21 protein-coding genes are annotated in these 22,018 nt (G+C 63.2%); 13 read left to right on the top strand and 8 right to left on the bottom strand.

What is annotated here, in order from left to right; genetic code table 11:
* Nucleotides 1–177: 177 nt before the first annotated feature.
* Together AUR64_RS16900 and AUR64_RS16895 are read right to left on the bottom strand one after the other, a co-directional pair.
* Nucleotides 178–396, bottom strand: a complete 219-nt coding sequence (locus AUR64_RS16900) for a DUF7120 family protein (protein WP_058583140.1) — start codon at nt 394–396, stop codon at nt 178–180.
* 83 nt (nt 397–479) lie between these two features.
* Entirely contained in the window at nt 480–827 is a 348-nt protein-coding gene (locus tag AUR64_RS16895) for a DUF7344 domain-containing protein (RefSeq protein WP_058583139.1), read from the bottom strand.
* Nucleotides 828–1,125: 298 nt separating this feature from the next.
* Here AUR64_RS16895 and AUR64_RS16890 point away from each other — a divergent pair, with 298 nt between their 5' ends.
* Nucleotides 1,126–3,150: a bacterio-opsin activator domain-containing protein gene (locus AUR64_RS16890; protein WP_058583138.1), complete on the top strand. Its 2,025-nt coding sequence runs from the start codon at nt 1,126–1,128 to the stop codon at nt 3,148–3,150.
* 41 nt (nt 3,151–3,191) lie between these two features.
* Here AUR64_RS16890 and AUR64_RS16885 read toward each other — a convergent pair whose 3' ends face one another.
* Together AUR64_RS16885 and AUR64_RS16880 are read right to left on the bottom strand one after the other, a co-directional pair.
* On the bottom strand, nt 3,192–3,650 hold the full coding sequence (locus AUR64_RS16885; RefSeq protein WP_058583137.1) for a hypothetical protein: 459 nt from the start codon (nt 3,648–3,650) through the stop codon (nt 3,192–3,194).
* Nucleotides 3,643–4,524, bottom strand: coding sequence for a ParA family protein (locus tag AUR64_RS16880; RefSeq protein ID WP_058583136.1), 882 nt, complete (start codon nt 4,522–4,524; stop codon nt 3,643–3,645). The genes AUR64_RS16885 and AUR64_RS16880 overlap by 8 nt, the downstream gene beginning before the upstream one ends.
* A 547-nt stretch (nt 4,525–5,071) precedes the next feature.
* Between AUR64_RS16880 and AUR64_RS16875 the strand changes: the two genes are divergently transcribed.
* Nucleotides 5,072–5,299 carry a hypothetical protein gene (locus tag AUR64_RS16875; protein ID WP_058583135.1) on the top strand — a complete coding sequence of 76 codons (228 nt, stop codon included), beginning with the start codon at nt 5,072–5,074 and terminating at the stop codon, nt 5,297–5,299.
* Here the strand turns inward: AUR64_RS16875 and AUR64_RS16870 are convergent.
* Nucleotides 5,296–6,402 carry a tyrosine-type recombinase/integrase gene (locus AUR64_RS16870; protein ID WP_058583134.1) on the bottom strand — a complete coding sequence of 369 codons (1,107 nt, stop codon included), beginning with the start codon at nt 6,400–6,402 and terminating at the stop codon, nt 5,296–5,298. The genes AUR64_RS16875 and AUR64_RS16870 overlap by 4 nt on opposite strands.
* 206 nt (nt 6,403–6,608) lie before the next feature.
* Between AUR64_RS16870 and AUR64_RS16865 the strand changes: the two genes are divergently transcribed.
* The 3 genes from AUR64_RS16865 (at nt 6,609) to AUR64_RS16855 (ending at nt 8,554) form a co-directional block, all read left to right on the top strand.
* Complete coding sequence (locus AUR64_RS16865; protein ID WP_058583133.1) at nt 6,609–6,998, top strand: MaoC/PaaZ C-terminal domain-containing protein; 390 nt, start codon at nt 6,609–6,611, stop codon at nt 6,996–6,998.
* Nucleotides 6,999–7,215: 217 nt separating this feature from the next.
* Nucleotides 7,216–7,890: a DUF4166 domain-containing protein gene (locus tag AUR64_RS16860; protein WP_058583132.1), complete on the top strand. Its 675-nt coding sequence runs from the start codon at nt 7,216–7,218 to the stop codon at nt 7,888–7,890.
* A gap of 100 nt (nt 7,891–7,990) precedes the next feature.
* Nucleotides 7,991–8,554, top strand: coding sequence for a hypothetical protein (locus AUR64_RS16855; RefSeq protein WP_058583131.1), 564 nt, complete (start codon nt 7,991–7,993; stop codon nt 8,552–8,554).
* Between the two features lie 51 nt (nt 8,555–8,605).
* Here the strand turns inward: AUR64_RS16855 and AUR64_RS16850 are convergent, their stop codons facing one another.
* Entirely contained in the window at nt 8,606–9,577 is a 972-nt protein-coding gene (locus tag AUR64_RS16850; RefSeq protein WP_058583130.1) for a D-2-hydroxyacid dehydrogenase, read from the bottom strand.
* 154 nt (nt 9,578–9,731) lie between these two features.
* On the opposite strand from AUR64_RS16850, the gene AUR64_RS16845 reads away from it, so the two are divergent.
* The 8 genes from AUR64_RS16845 to AUR64_RS16810 all read left to right on the top strand — a co-directional run bounded on the left by AUR64_RS16845 (nt 9,732) and on the right by AUR64_RS16810 (nt 19,722).
* A complete protein-coding gene (locus AUR64_RS16845; protein WP_058583157.1) occupies nt 9,732–10,580 on the top strand; it encodes an aldo/keto reductase in 849 nt (282 codons plus the stop codon).
* Between the two features lie 94 nt (nt 10,581–10,674).
* The gene (gene msrA, locus AUR64_RS16840) at nt 10,675–11,229 is read left to right on the top strand and encodes a peptide-methionine (S)-S-oxide reductase MsrA (RefSeq protein WP_058583129.1); all 555 of its coding nucleotides are present in this window, start codon (nt 10,675–10,677) and stop codon (nt 11,227–11,229) included.
* 90 nt (nt 11,230–11,319) lie between these two features.
* Complete coding sequence (locus AUR64_RS16835; RefSeq protein WP_058583128.1) at nt 11,320–11,502, top strand: DUF5786 family protein; 183 nt, start codon at nt 11,320–11,322, stop codon at nt 11,500–11,502.
* A 228-nt stretch (nt 11,503–11,730) separates the two neighbouring features.
* On the top strand, nt 11,731–12,279 hold the full coding sequence (locus tag AUR64_RS16830) for a metal-dependent hydrolase (RefSeq protein ID WP_058583127.1): 549 nt from the start codon (nt 11,731–11,733) through the stop codon (nt 12,277–12,279).
* 267 nt (nt 12,280–12,546) lie between these two features.
* Nucleotides 12,547–13,314 (top strand): helix-turn-helix domain-containing protein, encoded by a 768-nt coding sequence (locus AUR64_RS16825; protein WP_155120644.1) that lies wholly within the window; start codon nt 12,547–12,549, stop codon nt 13,312–13,314.
* A 419-nt stretch (nt 13,315–13,733) separates the two neighbouring features.
* A complete protein-coding gene (locus AUR64_RS16820; protein ID WP_205628417.1) occupies nt 13,734–15,335 on the top strand; it encodes a right-handed parallel beta-helix repeat-containing protein in 1,602 nt (533 codons plus the stop codon).
* Between the two features lie 206 nt (nt 15,336–15,541).
* A complete protein-coding gene (locus AUR64_RS19665) occupies nt 15,542–18,028 on the top strand; it encodes a flippase (RefSeq protein WP_071391312.1) in 2,487 nt (828 codons plus the stop codon).
* A gap of 155 nt (nt 18,029–18,183) precedes the next feature.
* Nucleotides 18,184–19,722, top strand: a complete 1,539-nt coding sequence (locus AUR64_RS16810) for a right-handed parallel beta-helix repeat-containing protein (RefSeq protein WP_155120643.1) — start codon at nt 18,184–18,186, stop codon at nt 19,720–19,722.
* 124 nt (nt 19,723–19,846) lie between these two features.
* On the opposite strand, the gene AUR64_RS16805 is transcribed toward AUR64_RS16810, so the two are convergent.
* Nucleotides 19,847–20,272, bottom strand: coding sequence for a hypothetical protein (locus tag AUR64_RS16805; protein ID WP_155120642.1), 426 nt, complete (start codon nt 20,270–20,272; stop codon nt 19,847–19,849).
* 357 nt (nt 20,273–20,629) lie between these two features.
* Complete coding sequence (locus AUR64_RS16800; protein WP_058583123.1) at nt 20,630–21,997, bottom strand: polysaccharide deacetylase family protein; 1,368 nt, start codon at nt 21,995–21,997, stop codon at nt 20,630–20,632.
* Nucleotides 21,998–22,018: the final 21 nt, after the last annotated feature.

Genomic DNA, 22,018 nt, shown 5'->3' with positions numbered 1-22,018 from the left:
ACCCGAACTTGGCAGTCGAAACCGACGGTTTCGGTGATTCAATAGGAGGTTTGGAGATTGTAGACACTGTAGAATTTGTAGACATTGTTGGCAGTCTGTGCTGTACAGACGGGTCGGCGACTCCTCACCGTCGCGTCGCTACGGACCGGAGTCGGCGCGTGAAAACAGTCCGGGGAGCTATAGCTCTCCGCGTCGGCCGTACTCGTCTTCGGCGTCGGCGGCGAAGGGGCTCCGTTCGACTTCCGGTTCCGCTTGGTCTGCAACGCCTCGGTAGGCTTCGAGTCCCGCCGAGAGCAGTTCTTCTATCGCACGTTCCTCGTTGAGGAACTCCTCCTCGGTGAGGCGGTCTAACTGTGCTTGTTTGTCGTTCGGGAGCGTAATCTCGATTTGCGCCACGTGGTTACGTACGCATCACTTCGGGGTGAAGGTAGTCCCATAAGAGATTGGTCGAAAGACTCCAGAGAGCGTCGCCGTCCGAGTTACAGACGGACGCCGTCGATATCGTCGGAGAGTTCGGTGACGACCCGCTCGGTCTCGTCGAAGCGAACGATGTCTGCCTCGGCGAGTTTCGGCAGGTCGACGTGATACAGGCTGACTCGGAGTCGTCTTCGGACCGCCGCTTCGTTGGGTATATCCTCTGGGTTCTGTGCGACGACAGTCTCGACGAGTTCGTCCAACGGTGTCGGTTGCGAACACGTACGGAGTGCTCGGACGACCTGTTGGCGTCGGGTACTGGCAAAGAGCGTCTGGAGTTGCCCGGTGGAGAGCGACGTGACCGGACGACTTCCGAGTTCGGACGTAGATGAGTCGACAGGTCTGTCGTGCATCACTGAAACGGAAGTACTGGACTACCATAGGTAAATGGCCGAAAGAGATTGGTCCAGTTTCGAGAGTGTCCGAATACACCCCTGTTTGCATCCCAGCAATTATGAGTATTCAGACGTTAACAGGAATAACGGCACTCGGGCGCGAACGGAAATCTGACACACCGTTCTTTTGCTCGACACCTTGACACGCGGTCAACGACTCGCCGTGAGCGTCCCGACCGTGTACCCGGTAGCCGACCGACACCCGCCGTCACACACAACCAACACACCGGTTTGCGACGCGCGTCTCCCACAAAAGATGACACACCACAATTCACCGGAAGACGGACGCGGAATCGCTTCGAAGCCACCCGACACGAAGCAACGCTGTACGATTTGGCTCAAAACGGATGGAACCATCGCTGCGGTAACTGACCTGTTCTTAGAGACGACCGGCTACACCCGCGAGGAGTTCGTCGGTCACGACGCACTGGAACTTCTGAGCCGCTCCGACACGACAGACAGCCTCAACGACGAGCAAGACGACGCGCTCGCCGAGGCGATTCAGCGACTGCTCGACGCCGACACCATCGCCGTCGAAACGGTCGATGCGGAACTGCCAACCGGCGGCGGCGACACCGAGTCGTTCATCGTCGACCTCATCTCCCGTCCACCCGACGAGGAGTTCCGCGGGTCCGTGGGTGTCCACCCTGCCGAGGGCGAACAGGACATCCGCGACCGCGAGCTGTGGGTGAAAACCCGCGCGATGGACGACGCCGACATCGCTCTCTGTCTATCAGACCCGAACCGCCCCGACAACCCACTCATCTACGTCAACAGAGGGTTCGAAGAGACCACCGGCTACACCGCCGGAGAAGTCGTCGGACAGAACTGTCGGTTCCTCCAAGGCGAAGACACCGACCCCGAGACGGTCGACCAACTCCGCGAGGCGATAAGGAGAGGTGACCCCGCCTCCGTCGAACTCAAGAACTACCGCAAGGACGGCACGCCGTTTTGGAACCAAGTCGAAGTCGTCCCGATTCGGGACGAAGACGACAACGTCGTCCACTTCCTCGGCTCACAACGCGACATCACCGAGCGAAAACAGCGCGAACAGCAACTCCGCGAACAGCGCGAGCAACTGCTGGCGCTCGACCAGATAAACCGCGTCATTCGGAGTATCAACAGCGCGCTCGTCTCGATGTCGACTCGCGAGGAGGTCGAAGAAATCGTCTGCGACCGACTGTCGGACTCGCCGTCGTACGCCGCAGCGTGGATAGGCGAAGTCAACAGCGCTCGGGGTACGATTACTCCACGCGCCAGCGCCGGCATCGACGCGTCCGCCCTCGAATCGGAGGTCGACGAAATCGGTGCGGACGAACAGTTTCCCTCGCCGGCGATGCGGGCGACGCGGACGCAGGAAGTCGAAGTCATCTCCGACATCGAGTCCGAACCCGAGAGCAACTGGCGCTCGTGGGCGCTGGAGAACGGCTACAACTCGGCGGCGGCGATTCCAATCGGCTTTCAGGAGTTCCAGTACGACGTACTCACCATCTACTCGGAGCGCGACCACGCCTTTAGCGGGCAGGAGCGCGACGCTGTCACGCAACTGCGCGAAATCGTCGGTCACGCCATCAACGCCATCGAGCGCAAGGAGGCGCTTCTGGACAACATCGTCGTCGAACTGGAGTTCGTCATGCGGGACCCGGACAGTCCGTTGTTCGCGGCGACCAACGACGGCGACTGTACGGTGACGTACGAGCGGACGATTCCGCTCGCCGACGACAAAGCCATCCAGTTCATCCGCGTCCACGGCATGGGGTGGGAGGACGTCCAGACCGCCCTCACCGACGACCCCTCCGTCGACCACGCCCGCGTCGTCTCCGAACAGGAAGACGGCTGTCTGGTCGAGATACGTTCGCCGGAGACACCCATCACCTCGAAACTGGCAACGTACGGCGGCCAAGTCGTCGACGCCGTCGTCGAAGACGGTGAGTTCCGCGTCGTCGTCGAAGTACCGCACGAGATAGACATCCGCGAGATAGCGACGGCGGTTCAGCGAGCGTACCCCGACGCGGAACTCGTCGCCCAGCGGTCGACGACCCGCAGCGTCCAGACGCTCAAGCAGTTCCAGTCGGCGCTGGCTTCCCGACTCACGGACAAGCAGCAGGCCGCCCTCGAAGCGGCGTTCGCGGCGGGCTACTTCACGTGGCCCCGCGAAAGTACCGGCGAGGAAATCGCCGAAGGACTCGGCATCGCCCCGGCGACGTTCCACGAGCACCTCAGAAACGGTCTCTCACAGTTGCTCGGCGCGTCGCTCGAAGGCGCGGACCGTTCGGACTGAAAACAAACCTGCAGACCTACGAAAATCCGTTTTCGACCGACCTACTCCTCGCGCGTCTCGACGACTAAGGCGGCGATATCGTCGGCGTGGTCGGCGGCGACACGCACGAGTGCGTCGTGGAACTCACGACCCGTCACGTCGCGGACGCCGAACTCACGCCGGAGCGCGGCCTCGACTTCGAACTCCAAATCTTCGAGCGAGTCGAGCGTCTCGTCGCGGACGTAGACGCTCTTCGGCGTCGTCTCCTCGAAGGAGAACGCCGGTCCACTCTCTTCGTCTTCGTCCGGCGAGTCGTCGGCGGTCCCGCTGTCGCCGGCCGTCTCCTCGTCTCCGACTTCTTCATCTGCGTCGCCGTCGCGTACGTCGTCGTCTACCGTCTCGGTGGTTGCGTCGGTGACCGACGCCGTATCCGCATCCGATTCGTCGTCCGTGCTCTGCTCGTCGGCCTCCTCGTCGCCGAGTGCGCTGCCCAGTCCAGCGAATCGGTTCCCGTCAGGCATTGGCGACCACCTCGTCAGCGTCGTCGGCGTGGTCACCGTCGGCGTCGTCGCCATCGACGTCCACCGTCCCCGCTTCGACGACGCGTGCAAGTTCGTCGAGTCGGTCGACCATGTCGTTTTCCGGTTCGTACTCGCGCAGGGTTTTGCCGTCGCGCCAAGAGCGACGGAACGCGATGCGGCGGCGCAGTCCCGGCCCCGGTGAATCCTCCGTCTCGAACTCCTCACTCCGGGCGAACCCGGGGAGGTACTCGGCGAACGGCGAGGATTCGAGGTCACGGATGATACGCTTCTCCTCGTTGTTGCCGCTGAGGTCGTTCGGCACGATGGCGAGTAAGTCGAGGTCGACTTCCTGGCGAATCGGGAGAATCTGCTGTTCCCACATGCGCTCGAATCCGCTGACACTCGGTTCGCTCATCAGCAACGGGACGATGACGTTGCCCGACCCGATGAGCGCCGCATCCGAAAGCGGCCCGAGACTCGGCGGCGAGTCGATGACGACGTAGTCGTATCGCTCGTCGAGCAGCGGTTCGACGATGCGTCGGCGAACCCACAGCACGCCGAACGTCGAGTTCCGAATCCGGTCTTCGGCACCGTCCAAGTCGACGTGGGCGGGGACGACGTCGAAGCCGTCGCGTTCGTGTATCACCGCGCCGACGTCGACGGGGTCGTCCTCCGTCAGCACGTGTCCGATATGTGGTCCGTCGGCTTCGTACTCCTGTTTCAGTCCGACTCCCTCGGTCGCGTTCCCCTGTTGGTCCAAGTCGACGAGCAGCACGTCGTTGTCGCGGTCGGCGAGCGCGTCCGCGAGGTTGATTGCGACGGTCGTCTTGCCGACGCCGCCTTTCTGTAGCGAGACGCTAACTGCACGACTCACCGACGCTCACCCGGGCCGGACTGCCCGAACGGTTCAGAATTTGTACACTGTGTGAAGAGTGAAGAGTGTCTGCCAGCTGTCGGCCCTGTCATCGGTTCACCACGTCTCCCCGACGTGTCTTAACGTTATCCACGTCGATGCGACAGTCTACAAATTCTAGATGTTCTGCACATTGTGCCGTAGTGTCTCGCCGGTACTTCGACCCGTCCAGCGAAGCACAGTCTAAAAATTGTAGAATTCCCAATTATCCACGGACGCACACCGACCGCGTGAATCGACACGGCGTCTCGGTCGTCGAATTCGAATTCAAACTAAACGAAACCCACGCGAAGTTGCCTCGAATACGTCCATTTTATGTACCCCACTGTGGTAACGTCGCACGCGGCACTCGCGCACACTCTGGTCAGTCACGGTTCAGACATGCGTCGATTACGAGTGTCGCACGGTCCCCGTTTCTCTCCGGAGTTCCGACTAACAGTGACACAGATGGCCGTACGAATCGGATACTGCCACCAGTTATTCACGTCTCGCGCCCGTCGTGACGGGTATGGCACAACTGTCCGAAGACGACGTCGGAAAACCCGTGTACGACGACGAGGGGCGTGAGGTCGGCAGCGTCGACGAGGTGACCGACGACGGCTTCTACCTTCGCTTCGGCGAGGGTGTCGAGGTCACTTGGGGTGGCGGCGACGAGCAACGCTACCCCATCGGGTCGGGGTCCGTCGCCGAGGTGTCCGCAGAGCGGGTGACACTCGAAGGCGACTTCGAGGGTTAATCGCGGTTCAGTACTCGGTCGACTTCTCTGGCGGTTTCGGCGGCTCGAATATCAGAGTACGACTCGTGTGTCGTCTCGATGCTGGCGTGTCTGAGTGCCGACTGGGCGAGTTCCGCGTGTCCGCTGGCGTACAGTTCGTGACCCAGTCCGCGTCGCGCGCCGTGGGGTTTGAGATACTCGCCGCGGACGTCGATATCGGCGTCGGCACAGAGCCGTTTCATCACGCTGCGCGCGCCGTTCGTCGTCAGCGACGACGGTGTCACCGACTCTTCTCGAAGGACCGCCGCGAGCGACGTCCCCGAACATCGCTCGGCTATCTCCTCGTCGCTCCACCCTCGTTCGCCGAGTTGGGTGTCGATTGCTTGCCGGAGCGAGGGGCCGTGTGCGGTCGGAAACACCGGCCACGATGCCTCTGCGGGGTCACAGCGCTCACGATGGTCGAGAAGTGCTGCGCCCGCGCGTTCGGGCAGTTGCGCGTACTCGTACTCCCGTGACTTGCCGAACACGCGAACCGCGTTGGCGTCGAGGTCGACGTCGGTCCACCGGAGTCCCGTCCGGCGTTCGTCGGCGGCGGCAGCGAACACCTCGCCGCCGCGGACGCCCGAGAGCGCGAGCAACGAGACGAGCGCCCTATCGCGGAACGCGCGTCGAATCTCGCGGTCGGACCCCGCCGACTGGACCTCCTCTGCTCGACGGTCGACGTAGGTGAGTATAGCATCACGCTGTTTACGACGCCAGAACTGGCGGTCCCTGTCACCGTGGTCTTCGGGGAGTTCGTCGGTCGCACGCGCCGATTTCGCCGGATTCGTCTCCAGTAGCTCGTCGGCGACGCAGAAGCCGAGAAACGCCCGAACGTACGCGTAGTACGTGTTCGCCGTGTTCGCACCGAGGTCGCCGTCGGCGACGCGTCGCTTAAGGTGGCGCGCGTACTGCCGGCAGTGCATCACGGTCAGCGCGTCCAGTGAGGTTATTTCGGCGTCGGTCCGAAGCCACTCGGCCCAACCGACCAACACCGAGCGGTAGTTCTTCCGGGAGTTGCCCGCCTCGATGCCGTCGAGATATCGGTCGATAACCGCGCGGATAGCCGTAGCGTCCTCGCGCATGGAGTCTCACTGGTGAAGCCACGGGTAAATAGCTGTCAGTCGGGGTCCGGGTGAGTGGTACACCGGGCGATACCCAACGATAAATTACGAGACGCTATACAGAGTCCGTAGACTCGACCGGATACGACGGTAGAGTAGTCGACTATCTCGACGACGAACTCAGTCAGCATCCTCATTTTATCCCTGCACGCACGTACCGGTGGAGCATGACACCACCGACACCGGGCGAGTCCCACACAGTCGAACGAACGTTCAGCGTCGAGGAAGTCGAGACGTTCGCCGACCTCTCCGGGGACACGCAACCGCAGCACACAGCACCCGACGACGAGGGGAGGCTGATGGTCCACGGCTTACTGACGGCGACGCTGCCGACACAAATCGGTGGTAAAGAGGAGGTGCTGGCGCACACGATGGAGTTCACGTTCTCCCAACCGGTGTACACTGGCGAGCGAATCACCTGCACGTGGACGTACGAGTCGGTCGAAGAGCGCTCGGACCGCTACGACCTCACCGCGAACATCGTCTGTTCGCGCGGCGACGAAGTCGTCCTTTCCGGGACAGTGACTGGTCTGACTTGGAAAGGCGACACCCGGTAACCCCGAAGTCGACCATTCAGAGACCCCGACTCACCTTTCACTGAACGTGCGCCCACGACGCAGACCCGACGAACTCGCTGTGGGCACACAGTGTTTTGCGTGATGTAACCCACTGTACAACTATGTGTGACAGTCGTCCCGCCCGAGCGACGAAAGACCGGTTCTCACCGATTGCCTTCGAATCCCCCGCGACCGAACTCTCCCGGGAGCGACGCCGATGACCGGCGTCTACGAGCGTGCGCTCGGCGACGACGCCGACGACCTCCACCCGAAGGTCCACGAGCGCTACGCACTCGATGTCGACGATTCTGTCGTCTGCGTCGGGCGCGGCGAGATGGATATCAGTCGCGGCACGCACGTCCTCCCCGCACTGTACGCGATGCGTTCTCGAAACCTCCTGTTTCCCGAGGCGGGCCGCGACATCCCCTTCACCGTGACGACTGTCGGCTTCCGCGACGACGCCGGCCACGAGGCGCTGGCGACGATTCGGGAGTTCCGGTTCGGTCCCAAGCGCCGTCGATTCGACTCGTTGACCGTCTGGGACGACGAGAACGAGCGACTGCTCGATTTCCTCGGGACCGGTGGACTCGTCGCTTCGGAACTGCATCCGTCGGTCGAAGCCGGTGCGCTCGTCGTCGAGGGCGGCCGACAGTGGCTCCGCCGCGACGACCGATACGTTTCGCTTCCTGGCCCCCTCGCGGCGAGCGTCGAGGTCCGCGACCGGTACGACGAGGTCGACGAGAAGTACCACGTCGACGCCGTCGTCGAGAACCCGCTCGCGGGGCACATCCTCAGCTACCGCGGCGCGTTCACGCAGGAGACGGAGACGCTCGAAACGGTTCCCGACGGGATGCGGCCGACACGCGGACTCGACGTGTTGCCGCCGCGATGACGGACTCGCTGGCGGCGTCGACCGCAGCGAGTCGACGGCTCTCGGTTATTCGTGCCGCGGTGAACAGTTAACTTCGGCCGCACGAACCGTCAGTCGAGAGATGCCCTCCCAGCGAAAGGTCGGTGAGACCGAAGAGGTCCGAGAGGTCGAAGAGACCGGTAAGCCCGGAGAGGACGGAGAGACCGAAGAGGCCGAAGAAGCCGAAGAAGCCGAAGAAACGCGAGCGCGGGCCGTCGACGTGACGGAGTCGCTCGCGCTTCTGCTCGTCCCGACGCTCCTCGTCGGCGGTTCGGTCGCTCTCTTCGCCGGAAGCGACTCGGCAACCGGGGGACTGCTCGTCGGCGGCATGTTCGGCGCGATTCTGATGGGTCTCAGACGCGGATTCTACGCCGTCAGAACCGAGAGCGGCGTCGAGCGACGCCTCCGAACGTACGACGCTGCCGACGACAACAACCCGTGGGTCCGACTCGCCAGCGTCGAGTATCCCGAAAAGTACGACCGATTTCTCGCCCTCGGTTTGGCCGTTCTGGGCGTCGGCGCGTTCGCGCTCGTCCCCTTCGTCGGCGGCGGCTTCGAGTGGGGTATCAGATTCGTGGCCGTCGGCCTGTTCGGAGTCGTCTCGTCGCTGCTCGTCGTCGGCGTCTCGCACAATCAGGCAGACTGAACTGGGTTGACGGTGGTCGGCGCGTTCGCCGCCTCGACCCGCCGAGAACCCTCAGAACTCGACGCGGTTGCGGAGTTTCGCGTCTTCGCCGCCCTCTTCGAGTTGCTCGACGTTTTCGGCGACGATGTCGGCGACGCGCTGCCAGTACTGCGGCGTGTCGCCGGCGCTGTGCGGCGTGATGATGACGTTGCCGAAGGTCCACAGCGGGTGGTCTTCGGGCAACGGTTCGGGGTCGGTCACGTCCAGCGCCGCCGCCGCAATCGAGTTGCTCTGCAGCGCCGACACCAGCGCGTCGGTGTCGACGACGGGGCCGCGGGCGACGTTGACCAGAATCGAGTCGGTGGGAAGCGTCCGGAAGGCGTCGTCGTCGACCAGTCCGCGGGTCGTCTCGGTCAGCGGACAGGCGAGGACGAGTGCGTCGGTCCGCGCGAACGCGTCGGCCAGTTTTTCGTCATCGAAACCGATGACCTCGTCGGTGGGGCCACCTTTTTCCGGGGAGTACCGGACGCCGATGGTGTGGACGCCAAAGCCCGAGAGTCGTTCGACCAGCGCCTCACCGATTGCGCCGAGGCCGACGACGGTGACGGTACTGTCGTACAGTTCGCCGCGCGTCTGGAAGCGCCGCCACTCGCGGCGTCGTTGCTGGCGCATTCCCACGTCGAGACGGCGGGTGAGCGACAGCAGCGTCGCCAACACGTGTTCGGCCATGTTCGGTCCGTGGACGCCCGAGGCGTTCGTCACGGCGACGTCCTGTGCCTCGAACGCGTCGAGCGGGAGGTGGTCGACACCCGCAGAGCCGGCGGCGAAGATGCGGAGGTTCTCACTCGCCTCCAGCAGTTCATCGTCGGCGCGCAGACCGACGAGTACGTCGGCGTCTTCGGCGACTGCGAGTTCTTCGGCGCGTGTTCGAGCGTATCGAATCTCGTGGTCCGGGAGTCGTTCTCGGAGCGCTTCCGCCGCTTCTTCGCTCGACCGGCCGTGGGCCCGCCCGCGAAGCACGCCGATGGTGAGTTGTTCGGCCATCGGTCGTGAGTTCGGCGACACGGCAGGCAAGCGTTGTGGTCGGCGAAGATGCGTGCAATTTCCGTGTTTAATGCTACCGTGCACTATGTGTCTCACGCGCACGCGAGGTGCCGGTGCCACAAGAGGCTACTATCTCGCGGCCGTCTCCTTCTCTATGACGGTCGAAAATCACAGCGACACCTTCGATATCGGCGGCGAACTCACGGTTCACCGACTCGGCTACGGCGCGATGCGTCTCACCGGCGAGAACATCATCGGCGAACCCGACGACTCCGAGGAAGCCCACCGCGTACTTCACGAAGTCATCGCAACCGGCACCGACCTCATCGACACCGCCGACTCCTACGGTCCGGCCGTGAGCGAGCGACTCATCGGCGAAGCGCTGCATCCGTATCCCGACGACCTCGTCGTCGCCACCAAAGGCGGTCTGCTGCGCAACGCCGACGGTGAGTGGCTGCCCAACGGCGACCCCGACTACCTCCGCAACGCGATTCTCGGTAGTCTCGACCGTCTCCGCGTCGACCAAATCGACCTCTACCAGTTCCACCGACCGGACCCTGACGTCGATTTCGAGGAGTCGGTCCAGACGCTCGCCGAACTCAAAGACGAAGGCAAAATCGGCCACGTCGGCCTCAGCAACGTTTCGGTGGAGCAACTCGACACCGCCCGCGACATCGTCGACATCGCAACCGTACAAAATCGGTTCAACATCGGCGACAGAGAACAGGAGGACGTCCTCGACGCCTGCGAAGAGACCGGTATCGGGTTCATCCCGTGGTACCCGCTCGGCGCGGGTGACTTGGGCGATAAGGCCGACGCCGTCGAGGAGATTGCGGACGCCCACGACGCGACGACCCAGCAAATCGCACTCGCGTGGCTGCTGCACCGCTCGGAGGTGATGCTCCCGATTCCGGGAACCTCCAGCGTCGACCACCTCCACGACAACGTCGCCGCCTCCCATATCGACCTCTCCGACGAGGAGATGTCGCGGCTGAACGAGTAACGGGTAACGAGTAGCGAGTGTCGCGGCGGGTTCTCGCGCTTTTCGCACCCGCCACTTCCGTAGCATCTTAACGCCTCGCGCCCCTACTCGCCGCATGAGCAACACAGAGACGGCGACGTTCGCCGGTGGCTGCTTCTGGTGTATCGAGGCGGCGATGAAGGAACTCGACGGCGTCCACGAAGCCATCTCCGGCTACACCGGCGGCGACGTTGAAGACCCGACGTACAAACAGGTCTGTACCGGGAACACCGGCCACGCCGAAGCCGTCCAAGTCGAGTACGACCCCGAGAAACTGAGCTACGAGGACCTCCTGCAGGTCTTTTTCACCGTCCACGACCCGACGACGCTCAACCGACAGGGTCCGGACGTGGGAACCCAGTACCGTTCGGCGGTGTACTACCACGACGACGAGCAACGTGAACTCGTGGAGTCGTTCGTCGAGGAACTCGAAGCCGAAGGGGCGTTCGACGACCCAATCGTTACCGAAATCGAATCGCTCGGGCCGTACTACGTCGCCGAAGAACACCACCAGGACTACTACGAGAAGAACCCCGGCGACGCGTACTGCACGTTCAACGCCGAACCCAAGATTCGGAAAGTCAGAGAGAAGTTCGCGGACAAAGCGAAACAGACGCCTGCCGACGACTGACGAGGTAGAAGCGCCCGCCGACAATTGACGAGACTGACACGAAGCCCAGCGCATCGTGTCTGTTTTGTATCGGCGTCCGGAACTCGAAGTATGGGTTTTGGCAGCTACGATGAATCCGAGCAGCGAGACCAGACTGTGAACGCCGACGCCGACGAGGGCGTGAGCGTTCACGAGAACGACCACGACGGGAAAGTGACGTTCGACTCCGACGCCTCGACGGACGATTTGCTCTCGAAACTCGAAGAGATGAAAGACGCCGACGAAGACGACTGACGCTCGTCTGACACACGTTTATATACTGGTTCTTCATCTACGTTGATACCGACCGTAGGGTGTCGGGAACACGGGTAGGGGTACACGTCGTTCACGCACCCTACGGGATATTCATCCGTCGAGCGACTGCGCTGACGCTCGAATTCTCTGAACACAGTTTGTCGGCTACCCGTCACCAACTGTGCCGAATCCGTGCGCTTTTAGCGGCCAATGGGTTTGGCGATGCCAATGTGGTTCCCCGCACATCTGGCGCTCGGCTACCTCCTCGGCGTCCGCAGTCGCCTCCTTCTGGGCTGGTGTCTGTTGGGCGCGGCACTGCCCGACATCATCGACAAATCGCTCGGTCTCTCCGGCGTCCTCCCCGCGTATCAGACCGTCTCACACTCGATTTTCGGCCTCGTCGTTGTCGTGACGGCGTTACACACGGCGGTCGACGACAGCACCTATCGAGCGGGTGTCGCCTTCGCGGTTGGATGGCTCTCGCATCTCGGTGCAGACCTCTTTCAGTTGACGCTCGACGGCCGTGTTGCGCACGCTGCCGGCATGCTCGGCTGGCCGATGACGCACTGGTCGAATCCGATGGTCGACGGGTCGGCCCCGGGCTACACCGACACGCTGCTGTCGTGGCTCCCGTTTCTCTCCGAGGGGTACGTCGCACAGTATCTCTCGTCGGCGTCGTTCCCCATCGAACTACTCGTCTGTCTGGCGGCGCTCGCTCTGTTCGTTACAGACCGCTATCGGAAACCGCAGGCGACTGCCGGACAGTCACGACGGTGAGCGCCCACCGATAGTGGCTCACGACTCGCCGCCGGGTTCGTGAGCCACTCCGGAGTGCATGACTGTGTCCGCAGAGTGTCATCCCCGGTTACCTCGTTACTAAACGCCCGCTCAGCGCAGAAACAGTCGCAACGGAGTTCTGGATTTATCTCGCTTCCGTGTTCAGTAGCCGTCTGATATGAGGGTCCACACTCACCCGACGATAGTGTCGTCGAGCGCGGTACGGCCGACGACGAGTAGGTCCCGTCTCGGAAGGTGGGCGGCCCCGTGCCGTTGAGCATGGGCGACGACCCCGACGACCGGAGTGACCCGCGAGCCGAGGAGTCGTCGACGACGGACGGCCTCGCCGTCGAACGCTACGACCTCGTCGTCGAGGCGTATCTCGCACACCCGTCTATCCTCCTGTGTCCGACGCTCGACGCCGTTTCGGAGTCGACGGTCCGACCACAGTCACAGACGACGTACCGTGGCCGACAGACGCTGTTTTTCACCGCTGCGAACGCCGATTTCGACGTGTTCGAGTCGGCACTCGTCGACGACACAACCGTCTGCGACCCGACACTCGTCGGCGTCGACTCGAACTACCGGACGTACCGAGTCGGACTGAGCGACGCGGCGCGGTGGCCGACCGAGATACCGGAGTCGCTGGGTGCGTCGGTGACGAGCGCCGAGAACAACAGCGGCGGGTGGCACGTCCGCATGCGACTGCCCGGCCGAGCGGTGCTTTCGGCGCTGAGCACCCGCTGCCGCGAGACCGATGTCGACTTCCGCGTTCGACAACTGTACAGTCCCGACGCCGCCGACGGACGCCCCGGAAACGCGCGATACGGCGTCACCGACGACCAAGAGCAACTGCTCCGAACCGCCTACGAGATGGGTTACTACGACGTGCCGCGTCGGAGTTCCCAAAACGAACTGGCCGAGCAGTTCGGCGTCTCCCCCTCCGCGGTGTCCCAGCAACTGCGCCGTGGAACCGGTGCGCTCGTCGGCAACACCCTCGCCACTCCGAGTTCGACTCCGCCCCGCGACCGCTAATCCCAAAGCGACACTCAACCGACAGCTTCTACTGTTTCGACCCCTCGACTCGTCACGTTCGACGCCGATTCCTCTGATTCACTAATCCGCCGAAAAACAGCGCGAGCGCTCGTTTAGCAAGGTCGTAACCGGAGTGACTCCATCCAAGTACCCGCCGCCCGACGCGTCTCCGGAGTGGGTTGAACTGTCCTGCTGTTGGCCACCGGTTTGGTGGCTAGTAAACGCCGGTTAATCGTCCGTTGCTGGGGTCGCGCATTTAAAACCTACAGTACTGAACGACTGTCTATTAGAACTGATTGTTCTGTATTGTTTCCACGAACGTTGCACACCAACCAAACGGGTTGCCGCGTTAGGGGCACGATAACGGGGGGTCGAACACCGTTTTCGAGGATGGATGGGGGTGCGACGGATGAGACACCATGCCGAACAATATGTACGCCTGCGGAAACGAAGAACCAGTAGAAGAGAACGACGATGCGACAGACCGAACGCGACGCGGCTATCTCAAAGGAGTGCTCGGCGTGGGGGTCGCCGGGGCAGGCGTCCGGTTGGGCACCGGGTCCGCCGCCGCCTCGACGAGCGCCGACATGACAGACCTGTTCACCGAGTACGACCGCGTGTACGACGTGGTCGAAGCCGGGGCCGACAACACGGGCAACCAGCCGATAAACGACGTGCTGGAGCGCCTCCGCGGTGACAACACGCTGCTCGTCTTCCCGCCGGGTCGATACCGGATGGACCGACAGTTCCGGTTTTCGGACTTCGAGAAGTTCGGTCTCGTCGGCAACGACGCGACGCTCGTCCCGGCGAACTTCCACGAGTTCGACGGCCCGCGCTATCGCCTCTTCCGCCTCGGCGTTCACTACGCGCCGGGGACGGACATCCGCTTCGAGGGATTCGAGGTGGACTTCACCGCCGACGACACCGGCATCCGCGTTATCGACGCACTGGCCTCGAAGCGACTCGAAGTCCGTGACATCGACATCGTCGGCGAACACGACAGCGGCACGTGGGGTCCGGGTCGGTTCTGCGTCACCGACGAAGATGGAACGGGAATCGTCGAGCGATTCCGCGCACCCGGCGGCGGAGCGTGGACCGAGGAGACGCCGAACGAAGGCAACCTCTGGAAAGGACCGAGCGGCATCGTCTCGAACGTCCACAACAACGGCGAACTGACGTTCAAGGACTGCGAACTCGGCGCGTTCCCCGACAACGGCCTGTACGCCTCCGGCGGCAGCGGCACCGTCGTCGTCGACGGCGGCGTGTTCAAAAACAGTGACACCGCGAACATCCGTCTAGGTGGTACCGACAGCGAGATACGGAACGCGACGGTTATCGTCGACGACAACCGCCCGCAGGACGTCAACCAGCGCGCGATTCGCCTCGAAAACGGGTCGGGACTCTCCGTCTACGACACCGACATCCGCATCTCGGCGGTCAACGGGCACGCGCTGACGGTGATGAACACGTGCAAGTCGACGTGGATAGAGAACGTCCGCATCTCGATGGCCGGCGACAAGGTCAAACACGGCATCGTCGTCTCGCCGGAGGCAGGCGAGACCACCATCTACCGGACGGCTATCGACATGGACACGCCCGGCGGCTACGGCATCAAACTCACCGACAGCGCGCGGACGGCACAGGTAAACTGCGAGGAAGTCAAGATAACCGGCGACGTGGGCGACGAGGGCGCACGCTCGGGTATCTTCTGTGCGCGCGACAACGCGCGGTTCTCTATGGTGACCGTCGACCAGACGGGGGCACCGCACCGCCGCGCCATGGAGAACGTCGGCGACAACTGCAAACTGTACGGCGGCGAGTACGTGGCGAGCGAACGACCCATCTGCAACTACGGTAACGGCCTGCGCATCGAGGACGTGTACGCCAACTCCGAGGGCGGCTACTACGCGCTGTATCTGTACGACCCGAGCGAGGACGCCTACGTCAAACAGAGCACGCTCGAAGACGGCATCTACGACAAGAGCGAAGACGAGCTACGCGCGTGGGGCAACGAGTTCTGAACGCCGAGTTCGAGAACTAAATAAACGAACTGCGGGCTGTCGATTCTTCTCGGGCGGCGACCTTACGAGCGACCGAATTCGGGCGCCACAGCGCATAGCGTCTCTATAATAATCACCCCGTAGGCCAGAGAAACCTCCATGTCACTGCGCCTCCACAGCATCGCCCCTGCGAGACGCCTTCGGTATCGTCGCCCGGTGAGTACCTGATGGACCGGTCTATTCTGAAAGGCATCCTCTCGGTTGGCGGCAGTCGCGTCGCCACGCTCGTCATCGGCGCGGCGACGACGCCGCTTCTGTACCGCGAACTCGGCGACACGAACGTCGGCGCGTACACGACGCTACTGTCGGTGTTCGCGCTGCTGATGATTTTCGTCAGTTCCGGCGTCACCGACGGTGTTCGCAAGTACATCGCCGAAGACCGGGATACGCCCGGGTGGAAGGACGCCGTCGTCGGGTTCTACTTCCGCGTCGCTATCGTGCTCGCACTCGTCGGCAGCGGTGCCGTTCTTCTCCTCGCCGAAACGGGTCTCGGTGGCGCGCTGTTCGGCGACACGTTCGTCCAGTACGCGACGGTACTCGCCGGACTCGTCATCGCCGCACAGTTCCGTGCGTACACTCGCCGGACGCTGATGGGGTTCGGCCTCGAAGAGTACTCCGAACCGCTTCGCGTTCTCGACTCGCTGCTGTTCATCGGCGTCGGTGTCTCGCTGGTCGTTCTCGGCTACGGCGTGCTCGGCGCGCTACTCGGCCATCTCGTCTCCAGCGTCGTCGTCGGCCTCATCGGAATGGTGCTGGTCGCACGAGAAGTGTCGCTGTCGGCGGTGGTTCGTGGCGCACCCGACACGCTTCCGCGCCGCGAGATGCTGACGTTCAACGGGATGAGCATCGTCCTGATGACGCTCATGATGTCGCTGTACCACCTCGACATTCTGATGCTGCAGTACTGGGAGCCGAACGCCGTCGTCGGCCACTACAAGGGCGCACTCGCCATCGCGGAGTTCCTCTGGTTCGCGCCTATCGCCTTCCAGACGGTGTTCGTCCACTCCACCTCGGAGATGTGGTCGAACGGCCAGACTGAGCGCATCTCGAAACTCACCGCGCGGACGACGCGCTACACGCTGCTGTTCACGGGCATCATGGCTATCGGCCTCGCGGCGCTCGCACCCGTCGTCGTTCCGCTGTACCTCGGTGAAGAGTTCGTCAACGCGGTCATTCCGCTCATCTTGCTGCTGCCGGGAACCGTCGGCTTCGCGGTCGCACGGCCGATTCTCGCCGTCGCGCAAGGTAACGGGACGATGAAGTATCCGGTTGCGGCGACCGGCGCAGCGGCGGGCATCAACGTCGCGCTCAACGTCGCGCTCATCCCACAGTTCGGGATGCGCGGGGCGGCCGTCGCCACCAGTGTCGGCTACGGGTCGATGTTCCTCTTCCATCTCTGGAGCGCGAAGAAAGTCGGCTTCGACCCCGTCTCGGAGTCGCGGTTGTTCCGTTCGCTCGGAACTATCGCCATCGCAACCCCGCTCGTGCTCGTGCTCCCGTCGCTCGTCGGTAACGACCTGCTCTCGCTGGTCGTCGTACCGCCGGTCGGCCTGCTGCTTTTCGTCGCTGTCGCCTGTCTCACCGGCGCGCTGGGCGTGGGTGAGATACTCGAACTGCTGGCGGAGTTCCCGGGCCCAATCGGCAGCGCCGGCGACACGCTCTACTGGCGACACGCCCGCCTCGTCACCGACGGTGGTAAGAACGTGATGCAGCGCAGCATGTTCGTCGCGGGACTGCTCATGTTCGTCGCCGCTGGCGGCGTCGTTCTCGCCGACGTCGGCGTCGACAACGGCGACGACGGTGGTCCGTCGATACCCGACTACGCGAACACGACGGAAACCGCGACGCCGACCCCAGCACCGACCCCCGACGATGCCTCGAACAACACGACCGGGGGTAACACGAACGCCACGGCAGCACCGAACTCGACACAAACGCCACAGAGCAGTGGCGGTGACGGTGCGAGCGGCGGCGGTAGCGGGGACGCCGGTGACAACGACGCCGACGACAACAGCGACGCCGGTGACGACGATTCAGGCGGTATCGGTGATTGGCTCGGAATCGGCGACGACGACGATGATGGCGACTCCGACGCCGACACCGAGACCCCGACGGAGACGCCGCCGGCGACCCCGAACGGGACGCAGACACCCGCCGGAACGCAGACGCCGACGGAAACGCAGACGCCGAACGGAACCCAAACGCCGGTGACGACCTCGGAACCGACGACGACGACCCCGAACGGAACGACCACACCCGACCCGACGGAGACGCCGCCGGCGACGACCTCGGAACCGACGACCACGTCACAACCGACGACCACGTCACAGCCGACGACAACGTCGGCACCCACGACGACTACGTCGACCCCTACAACTACGACGTCGACACCGACGGAGACGCCGAACGAGACGACGACGGAACCACCGTCGACGACCACGACTTCGGAACCGACGACTTCGGAACCGACGACCACGGAGACGACGACTACCGAGACGACGACCACCGCCGAACCGACCACGTCGGAACCAACGACGACCGAGGCGAGTACGCAGACGACGACCGACTCGTCTTCGGGCAACGAGACGAGCAGCGTCGATGACGGCGGACTGTTCGGGATGCGGCTCCCGCTCCAGTCGATGGTCCCGGTCTGAGGGGGAACGGCCGATTTCTGAGTGTCTCTCAGAAATGTCTGCTGGCATTCATTGCTCGTCAAATGTGTCTCTTTCAATCGTTTCGAGCGTTGTGACGAGGTCTTAGCACTGTTAGCTGCGTGGTAATAAAATACGTTCAGCCGTGGGTGACAGACGTGCCTACCGATAACTCTCGAGACAGGCAACTGAATCGCCGGTCGTATCTCTCTCTCGCGGGGGCCGCCGCCCTCGGCGTCGCATCGACGTCCGGAACTGCCGCCGCGACTCACTCGCTGAACGACGACTACGGAACCGTCGTCGACATCGTCGACGCGGGTGCGGACCCCGAGGGTAACGAGTCCATCACACCAGTGCTCCGCGAGGTTGCCGACGACGACACGCTCGTCAAGTTCCCGCCGGGACGCTACTACATGGACGAGCAGTTCCGTTTTACGGGCTTCGAGAACTTCGGTCTCGCCTCGAACGGTGCGACCATCGTCCCGGCGAGTTACGAGGAGTTCGACGGCCCGCAGTACCGTCTGTTTCGTCTCGGCGTCTCCTACGACCCCGGTGTCGACCTACACGTCGAGAACTTCACCATCGACCAGACCGCCGCCGACACCGGCGTTCGCGCGTTTCACGTCGAAGTCGACGACGGCCTCGTCGTCCGCGACATCGACGTCGTCGGCGAACACGACAGCGGCCTCTGGGGACCGGGGCTGTTCAACGTCACCAGTCCGTCGGGGTCGGGTCTCGTCGAGAACTTCAGCGCGCCCGACGGCGGGACGTACTCGACTCGGACGCCCGGCGACCTCCGGTGGGGGCCGACGGGCATCATCGTCGACGTGAACCACGAGGGAACCATCGAGTTCCGCGACTGCGAACTCGGCGGCTTCCCCGACAACGGCCTCTACGTCTCCGACGACGACGGACAGGTCATCGTCCGTGGCGGCGAGTACCGAAACAGCAGGGCTGCGAGCATCCGCCTCGCCGGACGCGATAGCTACGTCCGCGGCGCGACGGTCGTCGTCGACCGCAACCGCGAGTACGACACGACCCAGCGAGGTATCCGCCTCGAAAACGGCTCCGGGCTGTCGGTGTTCGACACGACCATCCGCCTCGACGAGGCCAACGGCGCGGCGGTGTCGGTCCAGAACAGCGCCGAATCCGCGTGGCTCTCGGGTCTCTCCATCAGCGTCGACGGCGACCAGCCGAATCACGGCGTCGTCGTCTCGCCGGAGGCCGGTGAGACAGTAATGGTCAGAAGCGACGTCGAGATGCACACTCCCGGTGGCTACGGTTTCTGGACGAAAGCGGGGATGAACGCCGACCGCGCCGTCGCCGAGTACTGCACGTTCACCGGCGACGTCGGCGACGACACGTTCCGTGCGGCGATTCGCGCCGACCGGGACAACACCCAGATTCGCGCGGTCGCCATCGACCAGATTAGCACCCGATATCGCCACGGCATCGAACTCACCGGCGACGACTGTTTCCTCTACGGCGGCCAGTATATCGCCGGCGGTCACCCGGTCATCAACGTCGGCGACGACACGTGGATGGAAGAACTCGCCGCCGGGTCGACCGGCGGCAAGGAAGCCGTCCAACTGTACGACCAGAGCAGCGGCGTGACTATCAAAGAGAGCGTCCTCGAAAACGGCATCGAGGACCGCGGGTCTGCGGGCTTGCGGACGTATCTGAACGAGTACCCCTGAGTCGTCCGTCGACGGTGTGGTGTGTCTCTTCTACGTAGTTCGGTGACGAACTCCTCCGAGAGCTTCGGTCCTCCTGCGAGCGACGCGACCCGTCGTTGTTGTCCCGTTTGCGTGTTCCTCTTTCTCAAAAGTAGCTGAGAACACGAACCGCGTAGTACGGAAAGGTGGTGATTGAAAGTCCCGTGAGTACGGCGGCGAAGCAGAGGAAAATCAGCCACTCGGCAACCGCTCGAAACCCTCGTCTCCGCACCGCGTAGACGAGCAGGCCAGTCGTGGCCGCGGCGACGGCGACCGCCCCGAGTAGGAGCGTGACTCGGGCGAACTGCCATGAGGGAGAGACGTCGGTGACCCTTCCAACTCCGACCGCGAACGTGATTGCGGCGAGCACGTATCCGACACTGAGACTCGCAATCGAGACGAGGTAGACACCGACGAATCGCCAGTCGAACAGCGAGTCGGCTTCTCGACCGGTTACAAGTTCGGTGAGGGAGGCGAATCGGGAACGGACGGTCGGTAACGCGTACAGAATCGGCATCGAGATGCCGGCCATCGCCATCCCCCCCGAGGAGTATCACGACGAACATGACGAGCGCCACCACGACGAAGAGTGCGAAGAACCCGAGGCCACCGGCGAGAAGACCTAGCGATTCTCGAATCGTCTCGAACAGGTTGCCGGGGTCCATTGAAGACAGTTCTCGTCGTCGTGTGATACATCTGATTCATGGTTGACACGCGTGCGACAGCGGCAGGCGCTCGTCACAAGAAGTGAGAAACGAGAAACGGGAAAAGACAGGAAACGGAAAGAGAAACGAAAGCGGCGGGTCGGCCCGGTGCACGTCTGCCGAAGCGGGGACCGCGAGGGGCCGACCGGGGAGTCGAGTGATGTGGGGTGTCGCAGCGAAGCCGGTTAGACCGATTTACGCAGTTTCCAGAGCTCAGAGAAGTTGATGACTTCGACGTTCTGCTCTTTCGTGACGTATTCGAGCAGTTTGCGGTAGTCACCTTTGCTCATGGTGTTCTCGTTGGCGAAGTCGTGGAAGTTGAGAATGCCGACGTTGCGGTGTTTCGCACACAGGTCGACGACACGCTTTGCGATATCGAGGTCGTGACCGACCGTCCGCGGCAGCACGAGCGGGTCGAACGCGTACGGACTCGTCGTGTTCGGCTGGAACGACTGGTTCATCCCGCCCATGTAGTGGTACTTGTTGACGATGTCGAGCGCCGTCGCGTCGTAGTCGTTGCCGGGGTAGACGACGAAGTTCGAGCCCTCGAAACCGTGGCCGAGCAGCCACTTCTTGTTCTGCTGGATTATCTTTTCGAGTTCGTTGCCGCCCAGCGAGTGGAAGCGGTTGCTGATGCTCTCGTGGGCGACGATTTCGTCACCGGCCTCGTAGCGCTCTTTGAGTTCGCCGAGCGTCATGAACTTGTTCTGGCCGACGAACCGTGGGACCGCGGCCTGAACTGCCGGAACCTCGAACTCGTCGTGCATCGGCGCGGCGTCGTTGTAGTAGCTCTTGCGCCCGTCGTCCCAGCTAAAGACGATGTAGCCCTTGTCGGGTTTGTCGTGGATGCGCAGGTCGTCGACGAACACCTCGACGTCGCTGTCGGTGGCGTTGTTGGCGACGATTTCGATGCGCGAAATCTGGGTGAGGTCCGGCGGCGTGTTGCTCGTCTCGTAGACGCCGGGTGCGGTGCGGAACCAGCCCACGTCGGGCGTCTCCATCGTGATGTTGCGCAGTTCGAGCACCGCGTAGTTGCCGAAGGGGTCACGGAGATAGACGAACAGTGCGAACTTCGAGGGTGTCGACGAACGGAGTGCGAGCGAGAAGTCCTTCTTCGTGAGGTCGCGCGTGTCCTCGAACGACCGCGCGATACTGGCGTTGCGACCGCCCTTGCCGATGAGTTTCGCGCTCTTGTTGCCGCGGAAGGCGTGCTCGGAGGAGGATTCGAGTTCGCCCGCGTTCGAGAGCCACGTCGAAAGGTCGGTGAAGTCGTCGAGCAACTCGCCTGGCTCGCTGTACTTCTCGCGGCTCTTGTACGTCGCCTCCACTTCGGCGGCTTCGTCGGTGACCGGTTGTTCGGTCTCCGTCGGTTCGTCCGTCGCGGTGTCGCCGCTCGCGGTCTGATTCGCACTCTGCGTCGTCCCGTTGGCGGCGGAGTCGCTGGCGTCGTCGGGCGACTGGCCGCTACAACCCGCGACACCGACGAGGCCGGCCAAGCCGGCCGCGCCGGTGGTCTGGAGGAACCGTCTTCGGCTTCGACTGTCGTCCTTCATCTGTACCTCCTGCTTTGGCAA

It is taken from the genome of Haloprofundus marisrubri (assembly GCF_001469955.1).
Classification (GTDB): domain Archaea; phylum Halobacteriota; class Halobacteria; order Halobacteriales; family Haloferacaceae; genus Haloprofundus; species Haloprofundus marisrubri.
Note: the sequence above shows the minus strand (reverse complement) of the source record. Positions and strands in the feature narration are given on the sequence as shown.

Coding starts and splice junctions, on each gene's coding strand:
- AUR64_RS16895 (WP_058583139.1), bottom strand. CDS start 827: ATGCACGACAGACCTGTCGACTCATCTACGTCCGAACTCGGAAGTCGT.
- AUR64_RS16890 (WP_058583138.1), top strand. CDS start 1,126: ATGACACACCACAATTCACCGGAAGACGGACGCGGAATCGCTTCGAAG.
- AUR64_RS16885 (WP_058583137.1), bottom strand. CDS start 3,650: ATGCCTGACGGGAACCGATTCGCTGGACTGGGCAGCGCACTCGGCGAC.
- AUR64_RS16875 (WP_058583135.1), top strand. CDS start 5,072: ATGGCACAACTGTCCGAAGACGACGTCGGAAAACCCGTGTACGACGAC.
- AUR64_RS16870 (WP_058583134.1), bottom strand. CDS start 6,402: ATGCGCGAGGACGCTACGGCTATCCGCGCGGTTATCGACCGATATCTC.
- AUR64_RS16865 (WP_058583133.1), top strand. CDS start 6,609: ATGACACCACCGACACCGGGCGAGTCCCACACAGTCGAACGAACGTTC.
- AUR64_RS16860 (WP_058583132.1), top strand. CDS start 7,216: ATGACCGGCGTCTACGAGCGTGCGCTCGGCGACGACGCCGACGACCTC.
- AUR64_RS16855 (WP_058583131.1), top strand. CDS start 7,991: ATGCCCTCCCAGCGAAAGGTCGGTGAGACCGAAGAGGTCCGAGAGGTC.
- AUR64_RS16850 (WP_058583130.1), bottom strand. CDS start 9,577: ATGGCCGAACAACTCACCATCGGCGTGCTTCGCGGGCGGGCCCACGGC.
- AUR64_RS16845 (WP_058583157.1), top strand. CDS start 9,732: ATGACGGTCGAAAATCACAGCGACACCTTCGATATCGGCGGCGAACTC.
- msrA (WP_058583129.1), top strand. CDS start 10,675: ATGAGCAACACAGAGACGGCGACGTTCGCCGGTGGCTGCTTCTGGTGT.
- AUR64_RS16835 (WP_058583128.1), top strand. CDS start 11,320: ATGGGTTTTGGCAGCTACGATGAATCCGAGCAGCGAGACCAGACTGTG.
- AUR64_RS16830 (WP_058583127.1), top strand. CDS start 11,731: ATGTGGTTCCCCGCACATCTGGCGCTCGGCTACCTCCTCGGCGTCCGC.
- AUR64_RS16820 (WP_205628417.1), top strand. CDS start 13,734: ATGCCGAACAATATGTACGCCTGCGGAAACGAAGAACCAGTAGAAGAG.
- AUR64_RS19665 (WP_071391312.1), top strand. CDS start 15,542: ATGGACCGGTCTATTCTGAAAGGCATCCTCTCGGTTGGCGGCAGTCGC.
- AUR64_RS16805 (WP_155120642.1), bottom strand. CDS start 20,272: ATGGCCGGCATCTCGATGCCGATTCTGTACGCGTTACCGACCGTCCGT.
- AUR64_RS16800 (WP_058583123.1), bottom strand. CDS start 21,997: ATGAAGGACGACAGTCGAAGCCGAAGACGGTTCCTCCAGACCACCGGC.